This is a genomic window from Acinetobacter sp. ME22 (genome assembly GCF_022012315.1).
Taxonomy (GTDB): domain Bacteria; phylum Pseudomonadota; class Gammaproteobacteria; order Pseudomonadales; family Moraxellaceae; genus Acinetobacter; species Acinetobacter brisouii_A.
In genome coordinates, this window is the sequence record NZ_JAKLTL010000011.1 from 89,721 (window position 1) to 111,856 (window position 22,136).

The window sequence follows — 22,136 nt, forward strand, 5'->3', positions numbered from 1 at the left end:
TACATCAGATTAGCTATTAAAGAATTTCTTGCGAATCCAGAAACTAACACTGACCAGTGAGATCAGCACAGGTACTTCTACCAAAGGGCCAATCACGGTGGTAAATGCCACAGGTGAAGCCAGTCCAAAGGTTGCCACTGCAACGGCCAATGCCAGTTCAAAGTTATTTCCCGCAGCAGTAAAGGAAATTGCAGTACTGCGTGCATAGTTATTGCTGAGCCATTTGCTCATGGCAAAACTCAGGAAAAACATCACAATAAAGTAGATGGTCAGTGGAATGGCAATCCGCAATACATCACTTGGTAAGCTCAGCACTTCACCCCCTTTCAGGCTAAACATCGCCACGATGGTAAACAGCAGTGCCAGTAAGCTGATGGGGCTGATTTTGGGTAAAAAATGGCTTTGATACCAATTTAAGCCTTTGACTTTGACCAAGATGCTACGTGTCAGAAAGCCTGCAAAAAATGGAATACCCAAATAAATCAGCACGGCTTTACTGATGTCGAGGAAGCTGACATCGATCACCTGACCTTTTAAACCAAAATAAGGCGGCAAGAAGCTCAGGAAAAACCATGCGTAGGTACTGAAAAACAGAATTTGGAACAGACTGTTAAATGCCACCAGTGCTGCAACATACTGGTTGTCACCACAAGCCAGACCATTCCAGACCAGTACCATTGCGATACAGCGTGCTAGCCCAATCAGGATTAGTCCTGTCATGTACGCAGGCGAGTCATGCAGAAAAATCACCGCGAGCGCAAACATCAGTACAGGTGCGATCAACCAGTTTTGCACCAAAGACAAGGTCAGGGTTTTTTTGTCTTTAAAAATTTCAGGCAGTGCGGCATAGTCTACTTTGGCAAGTGGTGGATACATCATCAAAATCAGACCAATTGCAATCGGCAGATTGATCGAACCCACACTTAAATGATCAATTGCTGTAGAGGCTTGCGGGAAAAATTGCGAAATCGCAATGCCAAGTCCCATCGCCAGAAAAATCCACAGCGTTAAATTACGATCAAGAAACGATAAACGAGATTGAGCCATAGTAAGGTTCATCTAAAAATTAGTCACAACAATGCACTGGCGTTGACAGTGTGGTTGCGAATGAAAGGGGAGCTTGCTGCTGAACGATCTGTAAAATCTCAATACACCAGACTGGAAGTTGTTCATGCAAGCGGTAATAGACCCATTGACCTTTACGGTGGTCTTGGAGCACGCCTAAATTACGTAGCAGTGCCAAATGGCGTGAGATTTTGGGCTGACTGAGCTGAAGTTTTTCAGTCAGATCGCACACGCATAATTCCTGATGTTCAACCACCAACAGCACTAGATTGAGGCGAGTTTCATCGGCAAGGCATTTAAAAAATTGAACTTGATCCATACACTTAACCTGAAACACGCTGTCCGTGTTCATCAATAATCTGTTCGCCATCTTCTTTAGAAAAAGCACCGAGCTGCGGCAACGGTAAAATATCCAGAACCACTTCAGACGGACGGCACAGACGCGTTCCTTTTTCAGTAATCACAAAAGGGCGATTAATCAAAATCGGATACTGCAACATAAAATGCAGCAAAGCATCATCTGACCAATGAGGTTCTTCAAGGTGTAAGTTGGCATACGGTTCAACATTGCTACGAATCGCTTCACGTACAGTTAAGCCTGCATCGGCAATCATGTTCACCAGTTCTGCTTGGCTAGGTGGGTTTTTCAGGTATTCGATCACTTCAGGCTCTACACCAGTGTTTTGAATCAGGGCGAGGGTATTGCGTGAGGTTCCACATGCAGGGTTATGATAAATTTTAATGTGGGTTGTCATGTCTAATACTCAAGATACATCGTCGATAGAAAATATTATATATGAATATCCGTATATATGAAATTACAGATATATGACACAATTAAAAAGCACCTGATGAAAGGTGCTTTAATCGGCTTAAGCAGGATCGAGACCTAGCCAATGTTGTTGATGGTAGGCACTGTCCCAAAACAGCCATTCAAGTTCAGCGCCACGTCGGTAAGCCTGTTGCATTTTTGCCAAAGTATCGGCATCACAGCGTTCAGCCACCTTGTCGATGGTGGCAATTACATTACGAACTGCTGTATGGAATTCTTCACCTGCATAAGTGTCAATCCAAGCTTGATACGGGTTATTGGCAGCTGACTTTTCAACAATTGCCAGACCCACTTCAGCATAAATCCAGAAACACGGCAGAATCGCAGCAAGAACTACAGGGTAACTTTCCGACCATGCGGTTGCCAATAAAAATGAGGTGTAGTGATGACAAGCCAGACTCAAAGGGGTATGGGCAAACTGTTCAGGGCTAATTCCAAACTGCTGCATAAAGCCTTCATGCAAACTGCGCTCGACAATAATCGCAATTTTAGCGCCTTCAGAAAACTGCATGATGTCATCTGCGTCAAAGGCTTTGGCAGCAGCAACTGCGAGTACCCGACCATAGGCCAGTAAATAGTGTGAATCTTGAATAATATAATGTTGAAAGGCTTCTGATTTTAATGTGCCTTGTGCCAGTTCTTGATTAAATGGGTGCTGAACAATTTTTTGATATAGGGCAAGGTTATTTTGCCAGAGTTGTTCTGAAAAACGCATGTTAACTCCATGATGAAACAAAAGTAGCACTATAACGGGTTTTGCTAGCGCTTGATTTTTAAATCCATCAAAAACAGAAGTAGGTATAATGTGCAGTAGTTTGTGTTGATCCATGTCACTGCGACGGGTCATTTTAGTTTTATAGGTCAGTTCATGAAACATTTTCGTTTCTCGTTTTTTTTCACCATCGTTTGCTTAGCGATTGCAGCATATTGGGGCTTTACTCATGGACCTGCAGCAGGCTTTTCAACGATGTTACAAGCACTTTCTATCACCGCAATTTTGGCGATTATGGAAGTATCTTTGTCTTTCGATAACGCTGTAGTCAATGCTTCAGTGCTTCGCAGTTGGGATCATTTCTGGAAAATGATTTTCCTCACCGTGGGGATGATTATTGCGGTATTTGGTATGCGTCTGGTGTTCCCAATTGTGATTGTGGCGGTGACAGCCAACATGAACATGATGGATGTGGTCAGCATGGCGTTGAATGATCCAAAAACCTATTCGATGCGTTTAATTGAACACCATGCTGAAATTGCAGCGTTTGGTGGCTCATTCCTTGGCTTGGTGTTTTTAAACTTCTTCCTCGATGAAGAAAAAGACACCCACTGGTTTAAGTGGCTTGAAAAGCGTCTTGCCAATTTGGCGAATGTGCCTGCGATGTCGGTATTTTTAACCCTGATCTCACTGTTGATCATGGCGCACCATGTGGTTGAAAGCGAACGTTTAGCTGTAACACTGGCGGGGATTTGGGGGATTGTGGTCTATATTGGCGTACAAGTTTTGGGTCACTTACTGGGTGGTGAACCTGAAGTCGATGAAGATGAAAGCAATGCAGGCAATGCTGCCAATGGTCTGATCAAAGCAGGTTTTGGCGGCTTTTTGTACCTTGAAGTGCTAGATGCATCGTTTAGTTTCGACGGGGTGATCGGTGCATTTGCGATTACCTCTGATGTGGTGATCATTATGCTCGGACTGGCGATTGGTGCGATGTTTGTGCGTTCCATGACGATTTATTTGGTCGAAAAAGGCACGTTAGATGCTTATATTTACTTGGAACATGGCGCGCACTATGCAATCGGTGCATTGGCGGTGATTATGTTTGCCAGTGGTACAGGCATGCATATTCCTGAAGTGGTGACAGGTTTGATTGGGATTGCATTTATTGTGTGGGCAGTGATTGCCTCAATTCAATATCGTAAACATCCTACGACTGATTAAGCCAAATTTCAGAAAAATGTATAAAATGATGGGGTACAATATTTTGTGCCCCATTTTTTATGCTTTGCTCAAACGTCCCCCAAGAGATTACAGATTGATATGATGAATGCCTTAGAACGTCGTTCCACTTTTGCTTTAAGCAGTATTTTTGCCTTACGCATGTTGGGATTGTTCATGATTATTCCTGTGTTTGCTGTGGCGGGGCAGACCTATCAATATGCAACTCCTGCATTGCTGGGTTTTGCTGTTGGTGTTTATGGGCTTTCTCAAGCCATTTTACAAATTCCATTTAGTTTATGGGCAGACCGTTTTAGTCGTAAGCCATTGGTGGTAATTGGTTTATTGTTGTTCGCATTGGGCGGTGCGATTGCAGCCATGTCACATACCATTTATGGGGTGATTTTAGGACGAGCAATTGCAGGGGCAGGTGCGGTGTCTGCGGTGGTCATGGCATTACTTGCCGATGTGACCCGTGAAGAAAACCGTACCAAAGCCATGGCAGCCATGGGCATGAGTATCGGATTGTCCTTTGTGGTCGCTTTTAGTATCGGGCCTTGGTTGACGCATATTGTGGGGATTTCTGGATTGTTCTGGGTCACCACCATCATGGGGCTGTGTGCCATTATGATGTTGTTTTTGGTGCCGAAAACCACACGTCACCATCGTAATTTTCAACATGGTTATTTGCAGCAGCTTAAACATGTGCTGAAAATGGCAGATCTGAATCGTCTGCATTTTTCTATTTTTTCACTGCATTTACTGCTCACAGCGATGTTTATTTATGTGCCATCGCAATTGATCGAATATGCAGGCATTCCTTTATCAAAACATGGTTTGGTGTACTTACCCTTGTTGCTGATCGGGGTATTCTGTTCGTTTCCGAGCATCATTATTGCTGAAAAACACCGTAAGATGCGTGGCATTTTCTTGGGTGCGATTGTTGGCGTGGTTGTGGGCTTGTTGGTGCTGACTTTTGGTTATCACTCGAAATATACCTTGCTGCTTGGCTTAGGCATCTTCTTTGTCGCTTTTAACGTGATGGAAGCATTATTGCCATCTTGGTTGTCGAAAGCTGCACCGATCCAATCCAAAGCGACAGCCATGGGCGTGAATGCCAGTGCTCAATTCTTTGGTGCATTCCTTGGGGGGACGCTCGGCGGTCAATTATTAATGTTACATAATGCGTCAACAGGTTGGGGCATTCTGGCTGGAATTGCGGTGATCTGGACCTTGGTCAGCTTTGGTTTGCAGCAACCACGTTATTTAACTTCTGTGATTTTGCGTTTGCCTGAGGGTAAACAAACGGATGAATGGACTTCCCAGCTTTTGGGAATTCATGGTATTGAAGAAGTGGTGGTCATGCTGGATCAGCAAGTCGCTTACGTGAAACTAGATAAAAAGCAGCTCGATGAATCTGCACGACAACATTTAACGCACTTGTTAGGCAAAGAGCTAGTCATTTGAAGATAACTCTTATAAAGTAAAACATAGAAACATATAGGAAGATAGTAGCGAATGCGTGGTGTTAATAAAGTTATTTTAGTCGGTACATTAGGTCGAGATCCTGAAACTAAGACCTTTCCAAATGGTGGGTCTTTAACCCAGTTTTCTATCGCAACGAGTGATTCTTGGGTAGATAAAAGTACAGGCGAGCGAAAAGAACAAACAGAATGGCATCGTATTGTCTTGCATAACCGTTTAGGTGAAATTGCACAGCAATATTTGCGTAAAGGCTCGAAAGTGTATATCGAAGGTTCATTGCGTACCCGTCAATGGACAGATCAAAATGGTCAGGAGCGTTACAGCACTGAAATCCGTGGCGATCAAATGCAAATGTTAGACTCAACCCGTGGTCAGTCTGAACAGGGCGCGGGTGATAACGCTGGTTATGGTCAACCTCGTTTTAACAATAATAATCAGCAAGGTGGTAACAACTACGGCGGTGGTTATGGTCAAAACACGGGCTTTAATAACCAGCAAGCGGGCGGACAAGGCGGTGGTTTTAACAACTATGGCGCAGGCAACAATAATGCGAACCAAGGCGGTTATGGCAACAACAATGCACAAGGTGGTTTCAATAATCAAGCTGCGAAACCAAAACCAGCGGCAGCCCCTGCACCAGCAGATCTAGATGACGATTTGCCGTTCTGACACCTACTAGAGATATAGTTGTTAAAAAAGAACCTGATAATTCAGGTTCTTTTTTTATGTAAATCAAGATGGTAGCGCGATATAATTGATGGGATTATGGTCTGCTACATGCGACAATCATTCACGCTTATTTAGATATGAATTTTGTTATAAATAAACTTTGATCAATATATTTTTGAATATTTGAAAAATTTAAAACAAACCAAGACAAGATTTATTTAAAAAATTGATGACTTAAAAATGGGGATGGCTTTTGTGAACTTTAGAACCAGAATGACATGGTTATGGAAAATTTTTAAAAAATACTGGTTTAAAATTTTTGCAGTAATTTTTATTTTCTATAGTTTTGTCTTACCGTGGTATGTCATTAAATATCATTCAAATTTACCTCCAAAAAATCAGCTTTATAAAGAAGTCGGGACTTTAAATTATAAGTCGCTTAGCACTCGAACAGGCTATTTAGTCGGAATTACAAGCCATGGTCAAACAAATTATTTTACCTGCCGTAGCCCAATGGAGAGGCGTAATAATTGTTTGATTCATCAAAAATTTGATGAGCTTAAAGCTAATACAGGTAAGCCTGCTGAGGTATTGTGGTTCAAACAAGATCAAGCTATTGGCTATAGTCAAAGATTGGTTGCACTAAAAGTTGATGGCAAAACATGGATTAGTCTAAAAGAGGGTGAAAGACAATTAAGCATCCAGCGTGAAGGGATAGATGGCTTGACAGTATTCGCACTTCTTTTTATGTTCCCTATATTCTGGGTACAAAATAAACTAGAACGAAAAAAGAAAGAGAGAGACAACGTCAAAAATGAAAATAAGCTTATTTAAAAAATAAATCATTTGATTAGGGCGTGTCCTCATTTGGCTTTGCACCAAATCAACATACAAGCAATGTAAACCATAGACTGGTAATTTCGTGCAAGCTTGTCAAATCGGGTTGCTATCGCTCGGAAATGTTTTAATCTCGCAAAGGCATTTTCAACTAAATGCCTTAAACGATATAAGTACTGATCAAATTCTTTATTTTCTCTCTTACTATTTGATTTCATTGGGATGATCGGCACAATATTTTGCTTTCTTGCCAACATCCTAATTTTTTCTGAATCATAGCCTTTATCCGCAATCAGATAATCTGCCTGACCAATCTTACCAATCAACTGCTCCGCAACTTGGCTGTCATGGACTTCACCTCCAGTGATTTTAAAATCAATCGGTAATCCATTCGCGTCGGTTGCAATATGGATTTTTGTGGTTCTTCCACCTCTAGACTGTCCAATTGCTCGCTCGAAACCATGCCGAGCTCCACTTGCATGCTGATGCACGCGTATGTAGCTTCCGTCAATGAATACCCATTCTTGATCCAGTACGCCTCGTAGTTTAAAAAAAATTTATCCCACAAGCCCTTGCTTGCCCAACGATTAAAGCGGTTATATGCTGTTTTCCAAGGACAAAATTCTTCAGGAATATCACGCCATGTCGCACCAGTACGTAATTTCCATAAGATGGCTTCCATGATATTTCTACTGTTCTTTGAACAATAACAACCATGAAATTGCATCGTAGATTGGATTTGTTGCCAAATATCATCGGTGAGTAGAGTACGTGCCATTGATAAATATACAAATAAAAAGGGATTAAATCACTTTTTAAACCTTTTAAACTAATTTTTCAAATGAGGACACGCCCTAGAAAAATGAGGTGCAGCTTTTGTGAACTTTAAAATGGGTATTGCTGTCTATGCAAAAGACAAAAAATCTAAATCATAAATAATTAGAGTAAATTTTAGCGATTGACTGGGCTGAAAGAGACACATCTTTTCTGTTTATGAATTTCAATGAGCAAAGAGATTTTTTTTATTGTTCCTAAAAAAGCATGCACTTTTAAAGCCAATATCGTTACTATAGCTGCTTGCGTTTTAGTTTAGTGTCATGACGTTTGGGAAATATGAAGATTGTTCAATTACTTTCAACTTTTGATCGTGCGACCGTTGAGCGAAGTCGTGGATATATCAGTGAGATTGATGCCGAACAAATTTCAGTACGCGCTCAGCCAAGCAACACATGGTTAATCGATGCCTACGTTCAGGGGCGGCAGCCTTATCGCACCCGTGTAACCGTTGATGCCAATCAACAACAGGTTCTACAGACCCGTTGTAGTTGCCCTGTAGGTGATCACTGTAAACATGCTGCCGCTATCGTGCAGTATGCCGTGCAGCATCAGTTGATTGCTCATTCACCTGCTCTGGAAAACCGTTCCGCGTGGTCGCAGCGTTTTGAGTCGACACTCAGTCACTTTCAGGTCAGCACGGAAACGCCTGCATTTTTAGATGAAAATCATTTCATTTATATCGTAGAGCGTCAGCAAACAGGGCTAAATACCCTGCAACTGTATAAGGTTCGCCGCAACAAACAGGGCGAATTGCGTGAAGCTAAACAATATACCAACTATGCCAATATTCTAAATTCACATGTCGATGCCACGGTGCAAGAACGTGTACTGTTCCAGCAGATTTATAGTGCATTAAATACCGAAAAAGATAACCTGCTTCCGCCACATAGCTTAAGCCTCAAAGGCTTGCCCGCCAACTTGTTACAGCAAGCTGCACAGTTTGGCTGGTTGTATGCCAATGATTATAAAAACCCTACATTGCAGTGGTCAGATGCGGTGTATCGACTGGACTTTACGTGGGAAACGCAGGCAGATGGTCAGTCTGAACTGTTGATTGCCGATATTTATGCGCTAGGCAGTAAGCATGAGTTAAAACATGCCCAGCACATCCGTATTTTAAATACACAGCCTGTGACTTATGTCGATACCAAGCAGAAAACCATTGGTCTGGTCGATGCAGAATATCGTTATGAAATTATCAATGATCTCCTGAAAATGCCATCGATTCCAAGTCATTTACTTGAAGAAATGGAGCAGACTTTACAGCGCTATCGGATCGATCAAAATGTAACGCTGGCATCCTCAGACCAAAAACTAAAAAAAATATCAGGGCAGCCCAAAGCAGTTCTACGTTTTGGTGATCACATACAGATAGATCGGATGTTTTCAAAAAATGAATTGGCTTGTGCCAGTGTATTTTTTGACTATCCTGCGGGGCGTGTCGCAGCCAATACGCCTGAAGACAGTTTTGTTGGACAGCAACAGCAAAAGCCTGTGCGGCAAATGCGTGATCTTGAACAAGAACAGGCATTACTCGAAAAATTTTGGCAATGTTTACCCGATACAGCTTGGTTTGAACAACTTCCGCATATTCAGTTTCCGCATATTGATACTCAAAATTTGGTCTGTATTGATGCGCATGAATTGATTGCAGCATTGCTTCCGATCAATCTGATTGAGAAATTGGGCTGGACAGTCGAGCATGGCGCACAAAGCCTGTTTAATTTACAGCTTGCTCAACATGTCGATGTTGCTCTGAGCCAAGCCGATGAGCGTTATGAATGGTTTAACATCGGCATGACCATTCAGGATCAACGGGGCAATAAGCATAATCTGGCGGAACTACTGGCACGTCTGATTCAGTTGCATCCGAAATTGCTCGACATGCAGCGGTTGCATGAGTTTGATGAAGAACATTATTTTGTGGTTCCAATCAGCAATGCGCCGAGTCTGCTGATTTACTTTAAAGACATTAAGCCGATTTTGGTTCATCTGAATCAGTTGTTTAATCAGGATGATGACATTCAACTGGATGTCTATGATGTCGCGCTGCTGTCCCAAGCCACCGATTTAAATTTGAATCTGTACCATGCTGATCGTTTAAAACAGTTTATTCAGCGTTTGCAGCAAGGTGAGCAGCAGGCTTTGGCAACGCCTGAAGGTTTCTGTGGAGAACTCAGAAGTTATCAACAGCAAGGTTTGGGCTGGTTGCAGTTTTTGACTGAAACCCGTCATGGCGGTATCTTGGCTGATGACATGGGCTTGGGGAAAACCGCGCAAACCCTCGCACATATCTTGTTGCAGCAGCAGGCAGGGCAGCTCAATAAAACCCCTGTGCTGATCATTTGCCCGACTTCATTGACCTCAAACTGGTTTAAAGAAGCACAAAAATTTGCACCACAACTTAAAGTGCTGGTGTTGCACGGACATAACCGTCATGTGCATTTTCAGCGTTTGGCTGAATATGATGTGGTGATTAGCACCTATCCGCTGTTGGCGCGTGACATTCATCTGTTGAAAGATCAAAAGTTTCACATGGTGGTGCTCGATGAAGCGCATTACATTAAAAACCCGAATGCCAAAGTCTCACAAGCTGCGCGGCAGTTACAAGCACAGCATCGCTTGTGCCTGACAGGGACGCCGCTAGAAAACCATTTGGGTGAGTTGTGGTCGTTGTTCCATTTTCTAATGCCCGGTTTCTTGGGGACTCAGGACCACTTTAACCGTAAATACCGTTACCCGATTGAGCGACAGCAGCGTATTGATTTGCAAGAAAAACTGGTGCTACGTACCCGTCCGTTTATTTTACGCCGTCTGAAAAATGAAGTGGCGAAAGAGCTACCGAAGAAAACCACCATTGAAGTCAATATTGACATGAATGATGCACAGCTCAAGCTCTATGAAGCACTGCGTACTGCGATGCAAAGCAATGTCCGTCGCATTCTGGCGGAGCGTGGGCTAAAACGCAGTCATATTCAGATTTTGGATGCCTTGCTGAAACTGCGTCAGGTGTGTTGCCATCCTCGTTTATTGAATTTGGAAGGGATGAACAGTCACAAAATTCATTCTGCCAAACTCGATTATTTAATGGACACCTTGCCTGACATGTTGCAGGAAGGGCGTAAGATTTTGATTTTTTCCCAATTTACTAGCATGCTCAGTCTGATTGGGGATGCCTTGCAAAAACAGGGCATTGAGTACGTCAAACTGACAGGTCAGACCCAAAAACGTGATGATGTGATTCAGCGTTTCCAGTCGGGTGAAGTGCCGATTTTTCTGATCAGCCTGAAAGCAGGCGGGGTGGGGCTGAACCTGACCGCTGCTGATACCGTGATTCACTATGATCCGTGGTGGAACCCTGCCGCAGAGGATCAGGCCTCGGATCGGGCATGGCGCATTGGGCAGGACAAACCTGTATTCGTTTATAAACTGCTGATGAATCAGAGTATTGAAGAAAAAATCCTGTTGATGCAGAAAAACAAGGCACAACTGGCGCAGTCGATTTTATCGAAAAACAGTCAGATCAATACGTCCTTTAGTGAAGATGAATTACTGCAATTGTTTGATGCCACTTAGTCGACGTATTTCATCATCCCAATAAATAAAAAAACAGCGATGTTGGGGGACATCGCTGGGGGTAAAAAAGGGGTGTTGTTCGAGTTTTTGTAGTTTTAATTATTTGTCCAAAGTTTTACAGAGTGAGCAGATCGTGCCGCTATGTTTGTGTGAGAACATCACATCTGGGCGTTCATAAGCTTCATCGCACACCACGCAGCTATACACAGTTGCCACAGGTGTTCCCTCAGCGTCATAACGCGATTCTTTAATACCATCATGCTCTTGTTTGATATAGTATTTTCCACCTGTTACCAAGCCCATCACTGGAGTCAGCACAAAGGCAACCACAAGCGCAATCAATGGTGAGTAAGCTGCAAGGAAGCTCCCGAATAACCCAAAGAATGCTGCAATCGAAAGACCTGCTGCGGCAAGGAAAGCCACCATTCCCACAGGGTTGATGTTGTAAAGCATGTCGCGGCGGTATTCAGGTTCTTTTGGTGAAAGTTTCAAAACATATTTGTTGATGGCAATGTCAGTCGCAACTACCACCACCCAAGCGATGGCAAAGTTGGAGTAGAAGCCCAAGATTTTGCCCAACACCGCGAACATGTTGCCTTCCATCAGTGCGAGGGCAATTGCTAAGTTCACCAAGACAAAGATAATACGACCAGGATAATGTTTGCTGATACGGGTGTAAGCACTGGTCCACGCCAAAGAGCCTGAGTAAGCATTGGTCACGTTAATTTTGATTTGTGAAATGACCACTAAAATTACCGCCAAGGCCAAGGCTAACCAACCTGGAAGCATGTCATGGAAAGCGGCATTGAACTGTTGTACAGGTTCAGTGGCATTCACGCCCGGTAATTTGGTCAGCAAGTAGAAGCCTAAGAATGCACCGATGATTTGTTTGAGCGCACCCAAAATCACCCAACCTGGCCCTGCGGAAATGACGGCTGCCCACCATTGTTTGCTGTTGTCTTTGGTTTTAGCTGGCATAAAGCGCAGGTAGTCAATTTGTTCACCAATTTGCATGATCAGTGATAAACACACGCCTGCACCGAGCATAATTGCAGCCATATCCATAGGGGCAAAGCCGTCATGACCTGTAAATTGAGCAAACTGACCGACCAGATTCGGCTCTTTATTGATGAGATAGGCGACAGGGCCAATCATCAAAATCAACCAGACAGGAGTCGTCCAGACCTGTAATTTACTCAAGGCTTTCATGCCGTAAATCACCAGTGGAATCACCATAAAGGTTGAAAGCAAATAGCCTGCCCACAGCGGAATGCCGAGACCGAGTAGCAAACCTTGCGCCATGATTGAACCTTCGAGCGCAAAGAAAATGAAGGTAAAACTGGCAAAAATAATACTGGTCAGCACCGAACCGAAGTAGCCAAAACCTGCACCACGGGTAATCAGATCGAGGTCGATGTTATAACGTGCAGCGTAGTAGGCGAGTGGAATCCCAGTCAGGAAAATGATGATCGCGGCAAATAAAATCGAGAATACGGCATTGGTGGTACCGTAAGACATGCCAATACTCGCACCAATCGAGAAATCCGCGAGATAGGCAATGCCACCGAGTGCGGTAATTGCCACCACTTTCGGACTCCAGCGTCTAAAACTGTGTGGTGCGTAACGCAGGGTATAGTCTTCTAGGGTTTCGTTGACTGCTTTTTGATTGTCACTGCTGCCTTGCAGGCTGTTTACATCTGAATGTTGAGATACGCTCATAATCGCCATCCTCCCCGATATCGATGCTGAATTTTTGAGTTGCATTCAGTGTGGCGTGTCGGGGCAAAATCGAAAATACGTTATATTGCGTATCTGTACGCAGGATAAAAGCATGGTCAAAATCGGCAAATTTTGGCAAAGTGCAAGCAGCACTTGAATGTTCATGCCTTGCTGGAATTCCATCATGCCGAAATCGCCAACGCCACCTTCAGCCCCGCAACGGGTGATTCCAACCCGCCGTGAGTACAACATTTGGGTGGCGGATGAGAGTATTGAAGATTTTGCCTTGCGCTATGCACCGCGCTCGGTACGGAAATGGTCGCCGTGGAGGGTAACAAATACCGCCATGTCGACGGTGAGTTTTCTGGCGATGGAAGCGATTGGCGCGACCCTGCTGTGGCAATATGGTTTTAGCAATGCGTTGATGGCAGCGATTGTGGTGTGTAGCCTGATTTTCCTGACCAGTTGGCCGATCAGTTACTATGCTGCCAAATACAATGTCGATGTAGATCTACTCACCCGTGGCGCGGGTTTTGGCTATATCGGCTCGACCATTACCTCGGTCATTTACGCCAGTTTCACTTTTATTTTGCTGGCGTTTGAAGCTGCAATTATGGCGATGGCACTGGAGTTGGCGCTGCATATCCCGCAGAGCATAGGTTATCTAATTTCCGCCCTGATCATCTTGCCTTTGGTAGTGAAAGGGGTTGGATTTATCAATAAAGTTCAAGCCATTACCCAACCGATCTGGCTGATTTTACTGCTATTGCCGTGGATCTTTGTGTGGTGGAAACAGCCACAACTGCTTGAGCAAAGTATGCAGTTTATTGGCGTTACCTCACATTCAACCGCATTTAACCTGACGTATTTTGGCGCAGCCTGTACCTTGCTGTTTGTGTTTGTGATTCAGATTGGCGAGCAAGCCGACTATTTGCGCTTTTTACCACCGCGTGAACAACATCCGCGTTCATGGTTGCTGGCGGTGTTTTTGGGTGGGCCATCATGGATTATTTTTGGTTTTGTCAAAATCCTGATGGGCATGTTGCTGATGGTATTGGCTTATCGCTATGCCGTACCGCAGACTGAACTCAGCAATCCGACCTATCTGTATTGGGTGGCTTTTCAGCAGGGCATTTCCTCGGCAGATGTCGCGCTTTGGCTCACGGTGCTACTGGTGTGTCTAGCACAAATCAAGATCAACATGACCAATGCCTATGCAGGTTCACTGGCATGGTCAAATTTCTTTGCCCGTTTAACCCATAGCCACCCCGGGCGGATAGTCTGGCTGATTTTCAATATCCTGATTGCCATCATGCTGATGGAAATGGGCATTAGCCATGCGGTTGAGCAGATTTTGGGGTTGTATAGCAATATCGCATTGGCATGGATGGGTGCGGTGGTTGCAGACTTAATCATTTGTAAACCTTTAGGATTAAGCCCGAAAGGCATCGAGTTTCGCCGTGCCTATCTGTATGACATTAATCCTGTCGGGGTGGGTGCGCTGCTGTTGGCATCCTTGCTGTCGATGCTGAGTTATCTGGGATTTTTCGGAGAACTGGCAAAAGGCTTAGCGAGTTTTATTGCACTGGGTACAGCCATGCTAAGTGTCCCGATCATTGCTTATTTGACCCGAGGCAAATATTACCTTGCCCGTCAGCCTGAAGCTTTAGCGATGACTTCAGTGGCAACCTGCGTGGTGTGTCAGCGTGAATATGAAGTAGCCGATATGGCGAGTTGTCCTGCCTATAGCGGGGAAATTTGCTCCTTGTGCTGCTCGCTGGAAGCGCGTTGCCATGACCGTTGCAAACCGCATGCGCGCTGGTCGGAGCAATGGAAAAGTCTGCTGATTCGTTACTTGCCTAGTCGCTGGGCACAGCGCCTGAATACGCGTTTGAGTCTGTATTTACTGGTGATGCTGAGTTTGGTGCTGGCACTGGCGGTCTGTCTGAGCTTGGTGTATTTGCAGGAAAAAAGCAGCTTGGACGCGATTCATACTGCAGGGCAGCAGCAACTGTTTGCCCTGTTTGTGAAAATTTACTGCATTTTATTTCTCTTGATCAGTGTAGCGGCGTGGTGGCTGGTGTTGAATGATGAAAGCCGCCGAAATGCCGAACAGGAAAGTGAGCAGCAAAATAGCCTGCTCCTCGAAGAAATAGCGGCGCATGAAGTCACCTCGCAACATTTGCAAGATGCGCGGATTCAGGCAGAAAAAGCCAACGAGGCCAAAAGCCGTTATGTGATTGGGATTAGCCATGAACTACGCACGCCATTGAACAGTATTTTGGGCTATAGCCAGTTATTGCAAAAGCAGGAAAAACTCTCGGAACAGGGCGAAAAGGCTTTGGGGGTGATTAGCCGTAGCGGGCAGCACCTGACATCATTGATTGATGGTCTGCTGGATTTGGCGCGCATCGAAACAGGCAAGATTTCCCTGAATATGGTGGATATCCATTTCCCTGATTTTATTCAGCAAATTGTGCAAATGTTTCAGCCGCAGATCGAGCAGAAGCATCTGAAATTTGTCTGTGAGATCAGTGAACACCTGCCACAATATGTGCGTAGCGACAAAAAACGTCTGGAACAGGTGCTGATTAATGTGTTGGGTAATGCCCTGAAATTTACCCGTAAAGGCGAAATCCGTTTACAGGTGGATTACCGTTTTCAGACCGCCTATTTTACCGTTCAGGACACGGGTTGCGGGATTGCCAAGGAAGATTTGCAGCGCATTTTCACGCCTTTTGAACGTGGGCGTAATGTGGTGCAGGGCGGTTTTTCGGGGACAGGGCTAGGGCTACCGATAGTTAAATTACTGGTGGATTTGCTCGGCGGACAACTGACCGTGAGCAGCGAGCTGAATCAGGGCACCAGTTTTCATATCAAGCTGTATTTACCATCCAAAGACCTGATTCATCCGATTCGTAACCTGCATAGCAATCAGATCGTGGGTTATGTCGGTGAGCGTAAACGGATTTTGGTGGTGGACAATGAAGCGGTCGATCGTGGTCTGGTCGCCAACTTTTTGCGCCCGCTGGGTTTTGAGTTGCAAGAAGCCGAATCGGGAATTGACTGTCTGCGCCAAGTGCCGATGTTTCAGCCTGACCTGATTCTGATGGATCTCAATATGCCGTTGATGGGCGGTTGGGAAACCGCACGTTTGCTCCGCCAAAACCATATTACCAATGTGCCGATCGTGATTATTTCCGCCGATGCCAATGAGCGTGCGGTGAATCCACAAGATGCGGTGCTGACAGAAGATTTTCTACTGAAACCGATTGATCTGAATTTATTGCTGAGCAAAATTGGCGACAAACTGGATTTAACGTGGCTGAATGCCGAGCAGCAAGCGCAGCAGCCCAATTTGCCAAATCAAGTGCAATCGACTCAGCCAGCATCATCAAACTCAGAGAAAGTCACTGAAACATTATCAGCAACTTCAGTACAGAGCTTGCCGCAAGCCTTGGCACATTTACAGGACGTGCTCAGTCAGGGGTATATTCGCGGGGCACAACAGGCGCTGCAACAGTATCAGCAGGATTTTCCCGAACAGCAAAAATTATGGTTGCAGTTGGCACAATCTGTGCAAAAATTTGACCTCAAAATGGCCAAACAGCAGCTTCAGGACTTTAGCATTGATGAATCATCATGATGCGGTAATTTTAATTGTGGATGATGTGCCCGAAAATTTGGGGCTTTTGCATGAAAGCCTTGATCAGGCAGGCTATCGGGTGCTGGTCACCACCGATGGTTTAAGTGCGATTGAAATTGCCCATCGCTGTCAGCCCGACATGATTTTACTCGATGGTAACATGCCACACATGGACGGTTTTGAAAGCTGTCTGCAACTCAAAGCCAGCCCGATTACCCAGCTCATTCCCGTGATTTTTATGACAGGGCTGTCGGAAACCGAGCATATTGTGCGTGGTTTTCAGGTCGGAGGCGTGGACTATGTCACCAAGCCGTTAAATATCGAAGAAGTGCTAGCGCGGGTGCGTACACACCTGACGCATGCCAAGTTATTACAGCAACAAAAACAGGTGATTGATGCCACCGAAACCGCGATTTTGGCACTCGATTCCGAAGGAAAAATGCTGTGGCAAACTCAAAAAGCCGAGCAAATTTTACAAGAATGTCTGCCTGACAGAGCAGGCTTTGCACAGGGACTCAAGCACTGGTTTAGCGAACTGAAACAGGACAAAGACCCGAAGCGTTTGATGAGTTGTAGTTATGCCACACCGACCCAGAATTTACAGCTTTTGTTGCTGACGCCGTGGCAAGTTGAACGTAGCAATCAAAATTATTTGGTGCAAATTAAACTGGCGACTGCAACTTTAAGCGTGGCAGATATTCTGAAGTTTTGTCCGCAACTGACGCAGCGCGAAGCAGAAGTCATGCACTGGCTGATTTTAGGAAAAACCAATAAGGATATTGCGGAAATTTTGGCACTGAGTCCTCGTACCGTAAATAAGCATCTTGAGCATGTTTTTGCCAAACTGGCGGTTGAAAACCGCACGGCGGCGGTGGCGTATGTGCATAGTCTGGTGCAGGATAAGGGGTAGATTGAAATGAGGTGCGCGAAAATGTCATCTGCAACTGTTCAAGCCAAACCAATTTTTGCAATATTTTTAATAAAAGTAGAAATTGAGCACAAATGTTACTCATCCTTGTGAAATATTGTTCAAGGCTTTTATATTTATATTCTGTAGGGATAGATGTCTTAAAACTTTAATTTTGTATAAGAGATTTATGTTAAATAGATATTAAGAACATTTGGAGAATCAAAGAATAATGCTTACGTTTTTAGAAATTCAAGCTAAGGTTGATCAAGTTTGTGAAAAAATTGGGCTGGAAAAAAAAGAATTTGGCCCGCAGTTCAGAATGATGGAGCTCCATATGTATTAATCCATGAAGACAAATATTGGTATATTTCTGAAGAAAGAGGAGAAGTATACTTCGAAAAAACAACCAAGGATTTTGAAGAGTTGCTTTATTGGATAATGGATAATTTTATATCTAGCTATTCGTATCAGTTTGAGCTTAAAAATAGAATTAGAGGACAAGATTTCCGTCGTATCATTTTTGAAAAACAAATTGAACTTTTTGGTTTAATCAGTGATGAATGGAAAGTAAAAAAAGAAAAGAATATAAAAAAAATATTAGGGCGTGTCCTCATTTCATTTTATGAGGCAAATTAGCTCTTATTTTAGTCAAAAAACAATCATATTATTTACTAAATAATCAAATTTAGGCATAAACATACTCATTTTTAAGCTATTTCCTCAAATGAGGACAAGCCCTAGAAACATCCTCTTTTAAAGATAATTAATATATTGATTTATAAAATTTTATTTAGTTATTAGCACATATTGTTATTCCTAAGTAGAAATGTCCTACCTTAAAACTAAATAGAAATGTCCTATACAGATATTTCCAAGTCAAGTACAGGATTCAGATTTCGTTGTTGAACTGCAGTTTTCTGTGCACGTCTGCTTGGCATCTTTTGAGAACGATTCCGCTTGTTTTGTTGTTCCAATAGTTCATGCTGTTGCTGAATATGATTGAGAACAGCACCTAATCGTTTATTCTCAACAATCTCTCGTTGGTTGAGCTGGCTTAATCTATCAAAGATGCTGTAACGAATTTTTCTACCTTGGTATTCAATTGCGAAGGTACCATCTGGGTATTCTAGAAACTCAATATACTTGCCAAGCAGCCTCTGATTTTCTTCAGTATTTTCCAGAATGTACATACACTTATCATAAGTAATCGTCAGGCTATTACTCACTCTACGTGGTTCACGCCAGGTAAAAATATCATCTAATTCATCAGCAGTTTCAGTGACAGTCCGATGTAAGTCTTTGGGATTAAAGGCCATCTTGGCAAATTTACGGTTAAATTGCTCAATAAAGCAGGGCAGCCATGTATTTGCTTCTGCAGTCGAACATATGCCTTCCAGCCGCATCTCCTTAATTAGACGATCTTGCAGTGTTCTATTGGCACGTTCTACACGTCCTTTGGCCTGTGGTGAGTTAGCAAAGATGATATCGATATTGAGTGTGCTAAGTACGCGTCCAAATTGCGTAATCTTGGTGTCTTTCTTGCTGCTTTGATTCACCCTAAAGACGGAATGTTTATCGCTGTAAAATGCCAAGGGTTTACCATGCTGCTCGATATACAAACGTGTTGAAATCATATAGTCAAAGGCTGATTCTGATTCACAGAAACGTAAGTGCTGTAATTTCCCTGTAGCATCATCAATAAACACCAGTAAACAGCATTTAGGAGCACGTCCTTCAAACCAGTCATGGTATGAGCCATCAATTTGGATCAGTTCACCATAACAATCCCGATTATAACGCGGCTGATATGGGCGTTTTAGGCGCTTGGATCGAGGAATCCATAAATCGGCTGCAATCATCCAGGAACGCAATGTTTCCACGGAAATATCAAAGCCATGAACGGAGGTCAGCTTTTCATGCGCTAAAGTTGGCCCAAAACCATGCAGTTGATCAGCAACAATGTTGAGGCATTTGAGCCTGAGTTCTTCAGGAAGCCTTGAATTGCTGGTTTGGCCACGTGCAGCATGTGCTAATGCAACTGGACCTTGAGCTTTGTATTTTTGCAGTAAGCGTCTGATCTGACGGTCCGAGATATGCAGTAATTGAGCAGCTTGAGACTGAGTTAAGCGTTGGTCACAAATTTCTTGCAAGACCGACAATCGTTTAAGTTCTTTATCCGACATAGACACCAATATATCAAACCGTCCACTTTGATAATCGCAAAAGTGCATATTCTAAAAGCGGACATTTTTACTTTGGAGAAACCGGACATTTCTATTTGGGACTTACAGAAATAGCAGGTATCAGAAATGTCCGCTTTGGCAGAATTACTCAAGGCACTGGCGACATGATCCGCATTGATGAAATCTGGCTCGCTACCCAACCCATGGATATGCGTGCAGGTATAGATACTGCCATGGTCCAGATCATGAAAACCTTTGGCTCGATCAAACCGCATTGTGCCTACCTGTTCTGTAATAAACGTGGCCATCGTATGAAAGTGTTGGTGCATGATGGGCTGGGGATTTGGCTGTGTTCCCGGCGATTGGAACAAGGAAAGTTCCACTGGGCGAAGATTCATCAGGGTGAAACGATGAGCATCAGTGCAGAACAGTTACAGGTATTGATTCAGGGCTTGCCCTGGCAGCGCATTGGACAACAACAGGTGGTCACTCTGCTCTAAACCAGATGTATGCATTCTGCTATTCTCCGAATGTTCTATTTCATTCTTGTCATGACCTCAGGCATACTGCAGTCATGAATACGCTGCCCGATTTAAGCCAACTGAGCCATGAACAATTGCTGGAATTTACCAGACAGTTGGCGATGCAGCATCAGCAACTTGTAGAAGATAAACAACGACTTGAACAATCCAATCAACACCTAGATGCCAAAGTTCAACATCTTTCTATTCTTACGCAAAAATACGAGCATGAACTTGCCTTGTTTAAACGGCACAAATTCGCTCAGAAGAATGAACACCTCACTGCCAAACAAATCAACCTGTTAGATGAAGCCATCGAAGAAGATATCGCAGCCGTTGATCTGGAATTGGAACGGCTAAATGCGGATAAAACTGATGCAGCTGCACAAAAAGCCCCAGTCAACAAACCTAAACGTCGACCGCTACCGGATCACCTGCTAACCCTCCGTATTGAGCATGAACCCGCATCGACAAAATGTGCCTGTGGCTGCCAATTACGTCGTATTGGTGAAGATATCAGCGAGAAATTGAATTTCAGACCGGCACAGTTCTATAAGGAACAGCATATCCGTGGCAAATGGGTCTGTGATCAGTGTGATACCTTGACGCAGCAAGCGATGCCTGCCTATGTGATTGATAAAGGCATTGCCAGTCCTGAACTGCTCAGCCATGTGCTGGTGTCCAAATATGCCGATCATTTACCTCTGTATCGCCAACGCCAGATCTTTCTGCGCGCAGGTGTTGATCTGTCTAGATTCACATTATCTCTTGCGAAGCAATGCTTCTCAGATAGGTCGCTGCGGGGTTGAGCTAGAGCCATTGGCAGAAGCCTTAAAACAGATCATATTGCAGCAACAGGTGATTCATGCAGATGAAACACCAGTGACTGTGATGCAGATTGCCGAGAAGAAACCCAAGAAAGGTTATGTCTGGGCCTATGCCACCACACAATACAATCCCATTCAGGCGGTCATTTACGACTTTCAACTGAGTCGATCAGGTCAGCATGCTGAAGAGTTCCTGAAAGGCTGGCAGGGTCATTTGGTCTGTGATGATTACAGTGGTTATAAGGCAAGCTTTAAATCAGGTCAGGTCATTGAAGTGGGTTGCATGGCGCATGCGCGTCGTAAATTTCACGAACTGCATGTGACGAAGAAAAGTTTCATTGCTGAACAAGCCCTGCAATTGATTCAACAGCTTTACCAAATTGAAGCGGAATTAAGAGAGTTACCAAACTGTAGTGCCGAACAACGCCACCAGCGAAGGCAACAGGACAGTCAACCGATCATGCGACAACTGTATGACTGGCTGGAAGAATATCAGGATAAAGTACCCAAGAGTTCGCCTGCAGCGAAAGCCATCAATTACAGTCTAAAACGCTGGCAAGCCTTAAGCCACTATTTGGATGATGGGAATTTGCCTATTTGTAATAATTGGGTGGAAAATCAAATGCGCCCATGGGCTTTAGGCAGAAAGAATTGGCTATTTGCAGGATCACTGCGTAGTGGTCAACGGGCAGCGAACATCATGACTTTAATCCAGTCAGCCAAGCTGAATGGCTTAGATCCGTATGCCTATCTCAGTGATGTGCTGAAAAGGCTGCCGACACATAAAATGAAAGATATTGAAGCGCTACTGCCACATAACTGGAAGCCTGAGCCAAATTAAAAAAATATGCATGGGGTTCAGCGGACGCTTACGATTAAAGTTTCTATTTTTTCCATCTTTGGGTGACTAGAATACTAATAATTGGCAACCATGGTAAAGTTAGGATTGCTATATTCCATACATAAATTCGAATTGGAATGGAGCCTTCTGAGTAAAATATTCCCCACCAAATAAATTCCAAAATAACAATCGTGACTAAAGTAGTTAATAGAATACTGACAATGAACTTTATGTTATTGCCATAGATTTTTGAAA

Annotated in this window: 17 protein-coding genes and 1 pseudogene; 10 read left to right on the forward strand and 8 right to left on the reverse strand. The window is 43.9% G+C overall.

The window, feature by feature from the left end; genetic code table 11:
- Positions 1 to 9: 9 nt before the first annotated feature.
- The 4 genes from arsB to tenA all read right to left on the reverse strand — a co-directional run bounded on the left by arsB (position 10) and on the right by tenA (position 2,612).
- Positions 10 to 1,047, reverse strand: coding sequence for an ACR3 family arsenite efflux transporter (arsB, locus tag LVY74_RS14180; protein ID WP_237815591.1), 1,038 nt, complete (start codon positions 1,045 to 1,047; stop codon positions 10 to 12).
- Between the two features lie 19 nt (positions 1,048 to 1,066).
- Positions 1,067 to 1,384, reverse strand: coding sequence for a metalloregulator ArsR/SmtB family transcription factor (locus LVY74_RS14185; RefSeq protein ID WP_237815592.1), 318 nt, complete (start codon positions 1,382 to 1,384; stop codon positions 1,067 to 1,069).
- A 4-nt stretch (positions 1,385 to 1,388) separates the two neighbouring features.
- Positions 1,389 to 1,820 (reverse strand): arsenate reductase (glutaredoxin), encoded by a 432-nt coding sequence (arsC, locus tag LVY74_RS14190; protein ID WP_151778157.1) that lies wholly within the window; start codon positions 1,818 to 1,820, stop codon positions 1,389 to 1,391.
- A 117-nt stretch (positions 1,821 to 1,937) separates the two neighbouring features.
- Positions 1,938 to 2,612, reverse strand: coding sequence for a thiaminase II (tenA, locus tag LVY74_RS14195; protein WP_237815593.1), 675 nt, complete (start codon positions 2,610 to 2,612; stop codon positions 1,938 to 1,940).
- 153 nt (positions 2,613 to 2,765) lie between these two features.
- On the opposite strand from tenA, the gene LVY74_RS14200 reads away from it, so the two are divergent.
- The 4 genes from LVY74_RS14200 to LVY74_RS14215 all read left to right on the forward strand — a co-directional run bounded on the left by LVY74_RS14200 (position 2,766) and on the right by LVY74_RS14215 (position 6,818).
- On the forward strand, positions 2,766 to 3,833 hold the full coding sequence (locus tag LVY74_RS14200; RefSeq protein ID WP_237815594.1) for a DUF475 domain-containing protein: 1,068 nt from the start codon (positions 2,766 to 2,768) through the stop codon (positions 3,831 to 3,833).
- A gap of 99 nt (positions 3,834 to 3,932) precedes the next feature.
- Complete coding sequence (locus LVY74_RS14205) at positions 3,933 to 5,297, forward strand: MFS transporter (protein WP_151709634.1); 1,365 nt, start codon at positions 3,933 to 3,935, stop codon at positions 5,295 to 5,297.
- A gap of 51 nt (positions 5,298 to 5,348) precedes the next feature.
- The gene (gene ssb / locus LVY74_RS14210) at positions 5,349 to 5,984 is read left to right on the forward strand and encodes a single-stranded DNA-binding protein (protein ID WP_151778161.1); all 636 of its coding nucleotides are present in this window, start codon (positions 5,349 to 5,351) and stop codon (positions 5,982 to 5,984) included.
- Between the two features lie 273 nt (positions 5,985 to 6,257).
- Positions 6,258 to 6,818, forward strand: a complete 561-nt coding sequence (locus LVY74_RS14215; protein ID WP_237815595.1) for a hypothetical protein — start codon at positions 6,258 to 6,260, stop codon at positions 6,816 to 6,818.
- Positions 6,819 to 6,847: 29 nt separating this feature from the next.
- Here the strand turns inward: LVY74_RS14215 and LVY74_RS14220 are convergent.
- Positions 6,848 to 7,599, reverse strand: a protein-coding gene (locus LVY74_RS14220) for an IS5 family transposase (protein WP_442862802.1) whose coding sequence is annotated in 2 segments (ribosomal slippage) — positions 6,848 to 7,368 and positions 7,368 to 7,599 — 753 coding nt in all. Because the reading frame shifts where the segments join, the coding sequence is not laid out codon by codon here.
- Between the two features lie 335 nt (positions 7,600 to 7,934).
- On the opposite strand from LVY74_RS14220, the gene LVY74_RS14225 reads away from it, so the two are divergent.
- Positions 7,935 to 11,234, forward strand: coding sequence for a DEAD/DEAH box helicase (locus tag LVY74_RS14225; RefSeq protein WP_237815597.1), 3,300 nt, complete (start codon positions 7,935 to 7,937; stop codon positions 11,232 to 11,234).
- A gap of 99 nt (positions 11,235 to 11,333) precedes the next feature.
- On the opposite strand, the gene LVY74_RS14230 is transcribed toward LVY74_RS14225, so the two are convergent.
- A complete protein-coding gene (locus LVY74_RS14230; RefSeq protein ID WP_237815598.1) occupies positions 11,334 to 12,953 on the reverse strand; it encodes a purine-cytosine permease family protein in 1,620 nt (539 codons plus the stop codon).
- Positions 12,954 to 13,116: 163 nt separating this feature from the next.
- Here LVY74_RS14230 and LVY74_RS14235 point away from each other — a divergent pair, with 163 nt between their 5' ends.
- The 3 genes from LVY74_RS14235 (at position 13,117) to LVY74_RS14245 (ending at position 18,145) form a co-directional block, all read left to right on the forward strand.
- Positions 13,117 to 16,599, forward strand: coding sequence for a hybrid sensor histidine kinase/response regulator (locus LVY74_RS14235; RefSeq protein ID WP_237815599.1), 3,483 nt, complete (start codon positions 13,117 to 13,119; stop codon positions 16,597 to 16,599).
- A complete protein-coding gene (locus tag LVY74_RS14240) occupies positions 16,586 to 17,509 on the forward strand; it encodes a response regulator transcription factor (protein ID WP_237815600.1) in 924 nt (307 codons plus the stop codon). Before LVY74_RS14235 ends, LVY74_RS14240 begins: the two co-directional genes overlap by 14 nt.
- Before the next feature lie 342 nt (positions 17,510 to 17,851).
- Positions 17,852 to 18,145 (forward strand): Imm63 family immunity protein, encoded by a 294-nt coding sequence (locus LVY74_RS14245; RefSeq protein WP_330848026.1) that lies wholly within the window; start codon positions 17,852 to 17,854, stop codon positions 18,143 to 18,145.
- A gap of 221 nt (positions 18,146 to 18,366) precedes the next feature.
- On the opposite strand, the gene LVY74_RS14250 is transcribed toward LVY74_RS14245, so the two are convergent.
- The gene (locus LVY74_RS14250; protein ID WP_237815601.1) at positions 18,367 to 19,692 is read right to left on the reverse strand and encodes an ISNCY family transposase; all 1,326 of its coding nucleotides are present in this window, start codon (positions 19,690 to 19,692) and stop codon (positions 18,367 to 18,369) included.
- A 95-nt stretch (positions 19,693 to 19,787) separates the two neighbouring features.
- Between LVY74_RS14250 and tnpB the strand changes: the two genes are divergently transcribed.
- Together tnpB and tnpC are read left to right on the forward strand one after the other, a co-directional pair.
- Positions 19,788 to 20,192, forward strand: a complete 405-nt coding sequence (gene tnpB, locus LVY74_RS14255; protein ID WP_237815602.1) for an IS66 family insertion sequence element accessory protein TnpB — start codon at positions 19,788 to 19,790, stop codon at positions 20,190 to 20,192.
- A gap of 74 nt (positions 20,193 to 20,266) precedes the next feature.
- Positions 20,267 to 21,881, forward strand: a pseudogene (tnpC, locus tag LVY74_RS14260) (IS66 family transposase).
- A 43-nt stretch (positions 21,882 to 21,924) separates the two neighbouring features.
- On the opposite strand, the gene LVY74_RS14265 reads toward tnpC, so the two are convergent.
- Positions 21,925 to 22,136, reverse strand: a 212-nt coding sequence (locus tag LVY74_RS14265) for a hypothetical protein (protein WP_237815603.1), incomplete at its 5' end; no start/stop codon positions are given.

Bases quoted from the DNA above. Each gene is read 5' to 3' on its own strand.
- arsB (WP_237815591.1), bottom strand. From the start codon at position 1,047: ATGGCTCAATCTCGTTTATCGTTTCTTGATCGTAATTTAACGCTGTGG.
- LVY74_RS14185 (WP_237815592.1), bottom strand. From the start codon at position 1,384: ATGGATCAAGTTCAATTTTTTAAATGCCTTGCCGATGAAACTCGCCTC.
- arsC (WP_151778157.1), bottom strand. From the start codon at position 1,820: ATGACAACCCACATTAAAATTTATCATAACCCTGCATGTGGAACCTCA.
- tenA (WP_237815593.1), bottom strand. From the start codon at position 2,612: ATGCGTTTTTCAGAACAACTCTGGCAAAATAACCTTGCCCTATATCAA.
- LVY74_RS14200 (WP_237815594.1), top strand. From the start codon at position 2,766: ATGAAACATTTTCGTTTCTCGTTTTTTTTCACCATCGTTTGCTTAGCG.
- LVY74_RS14205 (WP_151709634.1), top strand. From the start codon at position 3,933: ATGATGAATGCCTTAGAACGTCGTTCCACTTTTGCTTTAAGCAGTATT.
- ssb (WP_151778161.1), top strand. From the start codon at position 5,349: ATGCGTGGTGTTAATAAAGTTATTTTAGTCGGTACATTAGGTCGAGAT.
- LVY74_RS14215 (WP_237815595.1), top strand. From the start codon at position 6,258: ATGACATGGTTATGGAAAATTTTTAAAAAATACTGGTTTAAAATTTTT.
- LVY74_RS14225 (WP_237815597.1), top strand. From the start codon at position 7,935: ATGAAGATTGTTCAATTACTTTCAACTTTTGATCGTGCGACCGTTGAG.
- LVY74_RS14230 (WP_237815598.1), bottom strand. From the start codon at position 12,953: ATGAGCGTATCTCAACATTCAGATGTAAACAGCCTGCAAGGCAGCAGT.
- LVY74_RS14235 (WP_237815599.1), top strand. From the start codon at position 13,117: ATGCCTTGCTGGAATTCCATCATGCCGAAATCGCCAACGCCACCTTCA.
- LVY74_RS14240 (WP_237815600.1), top strand. From the start codon at position 16,586: ATGAATCATCATGATGCGGTAATTTTAATTGTGGATGATGTGCCCGAA.
- LVY74_RS14250 (WP_237815601.1), bottom strand. From the start codon at position 19,692: ATGTCGGATAAAGAACTTAAACGATTGTCGGTCTTGCAAGAAATTTGT.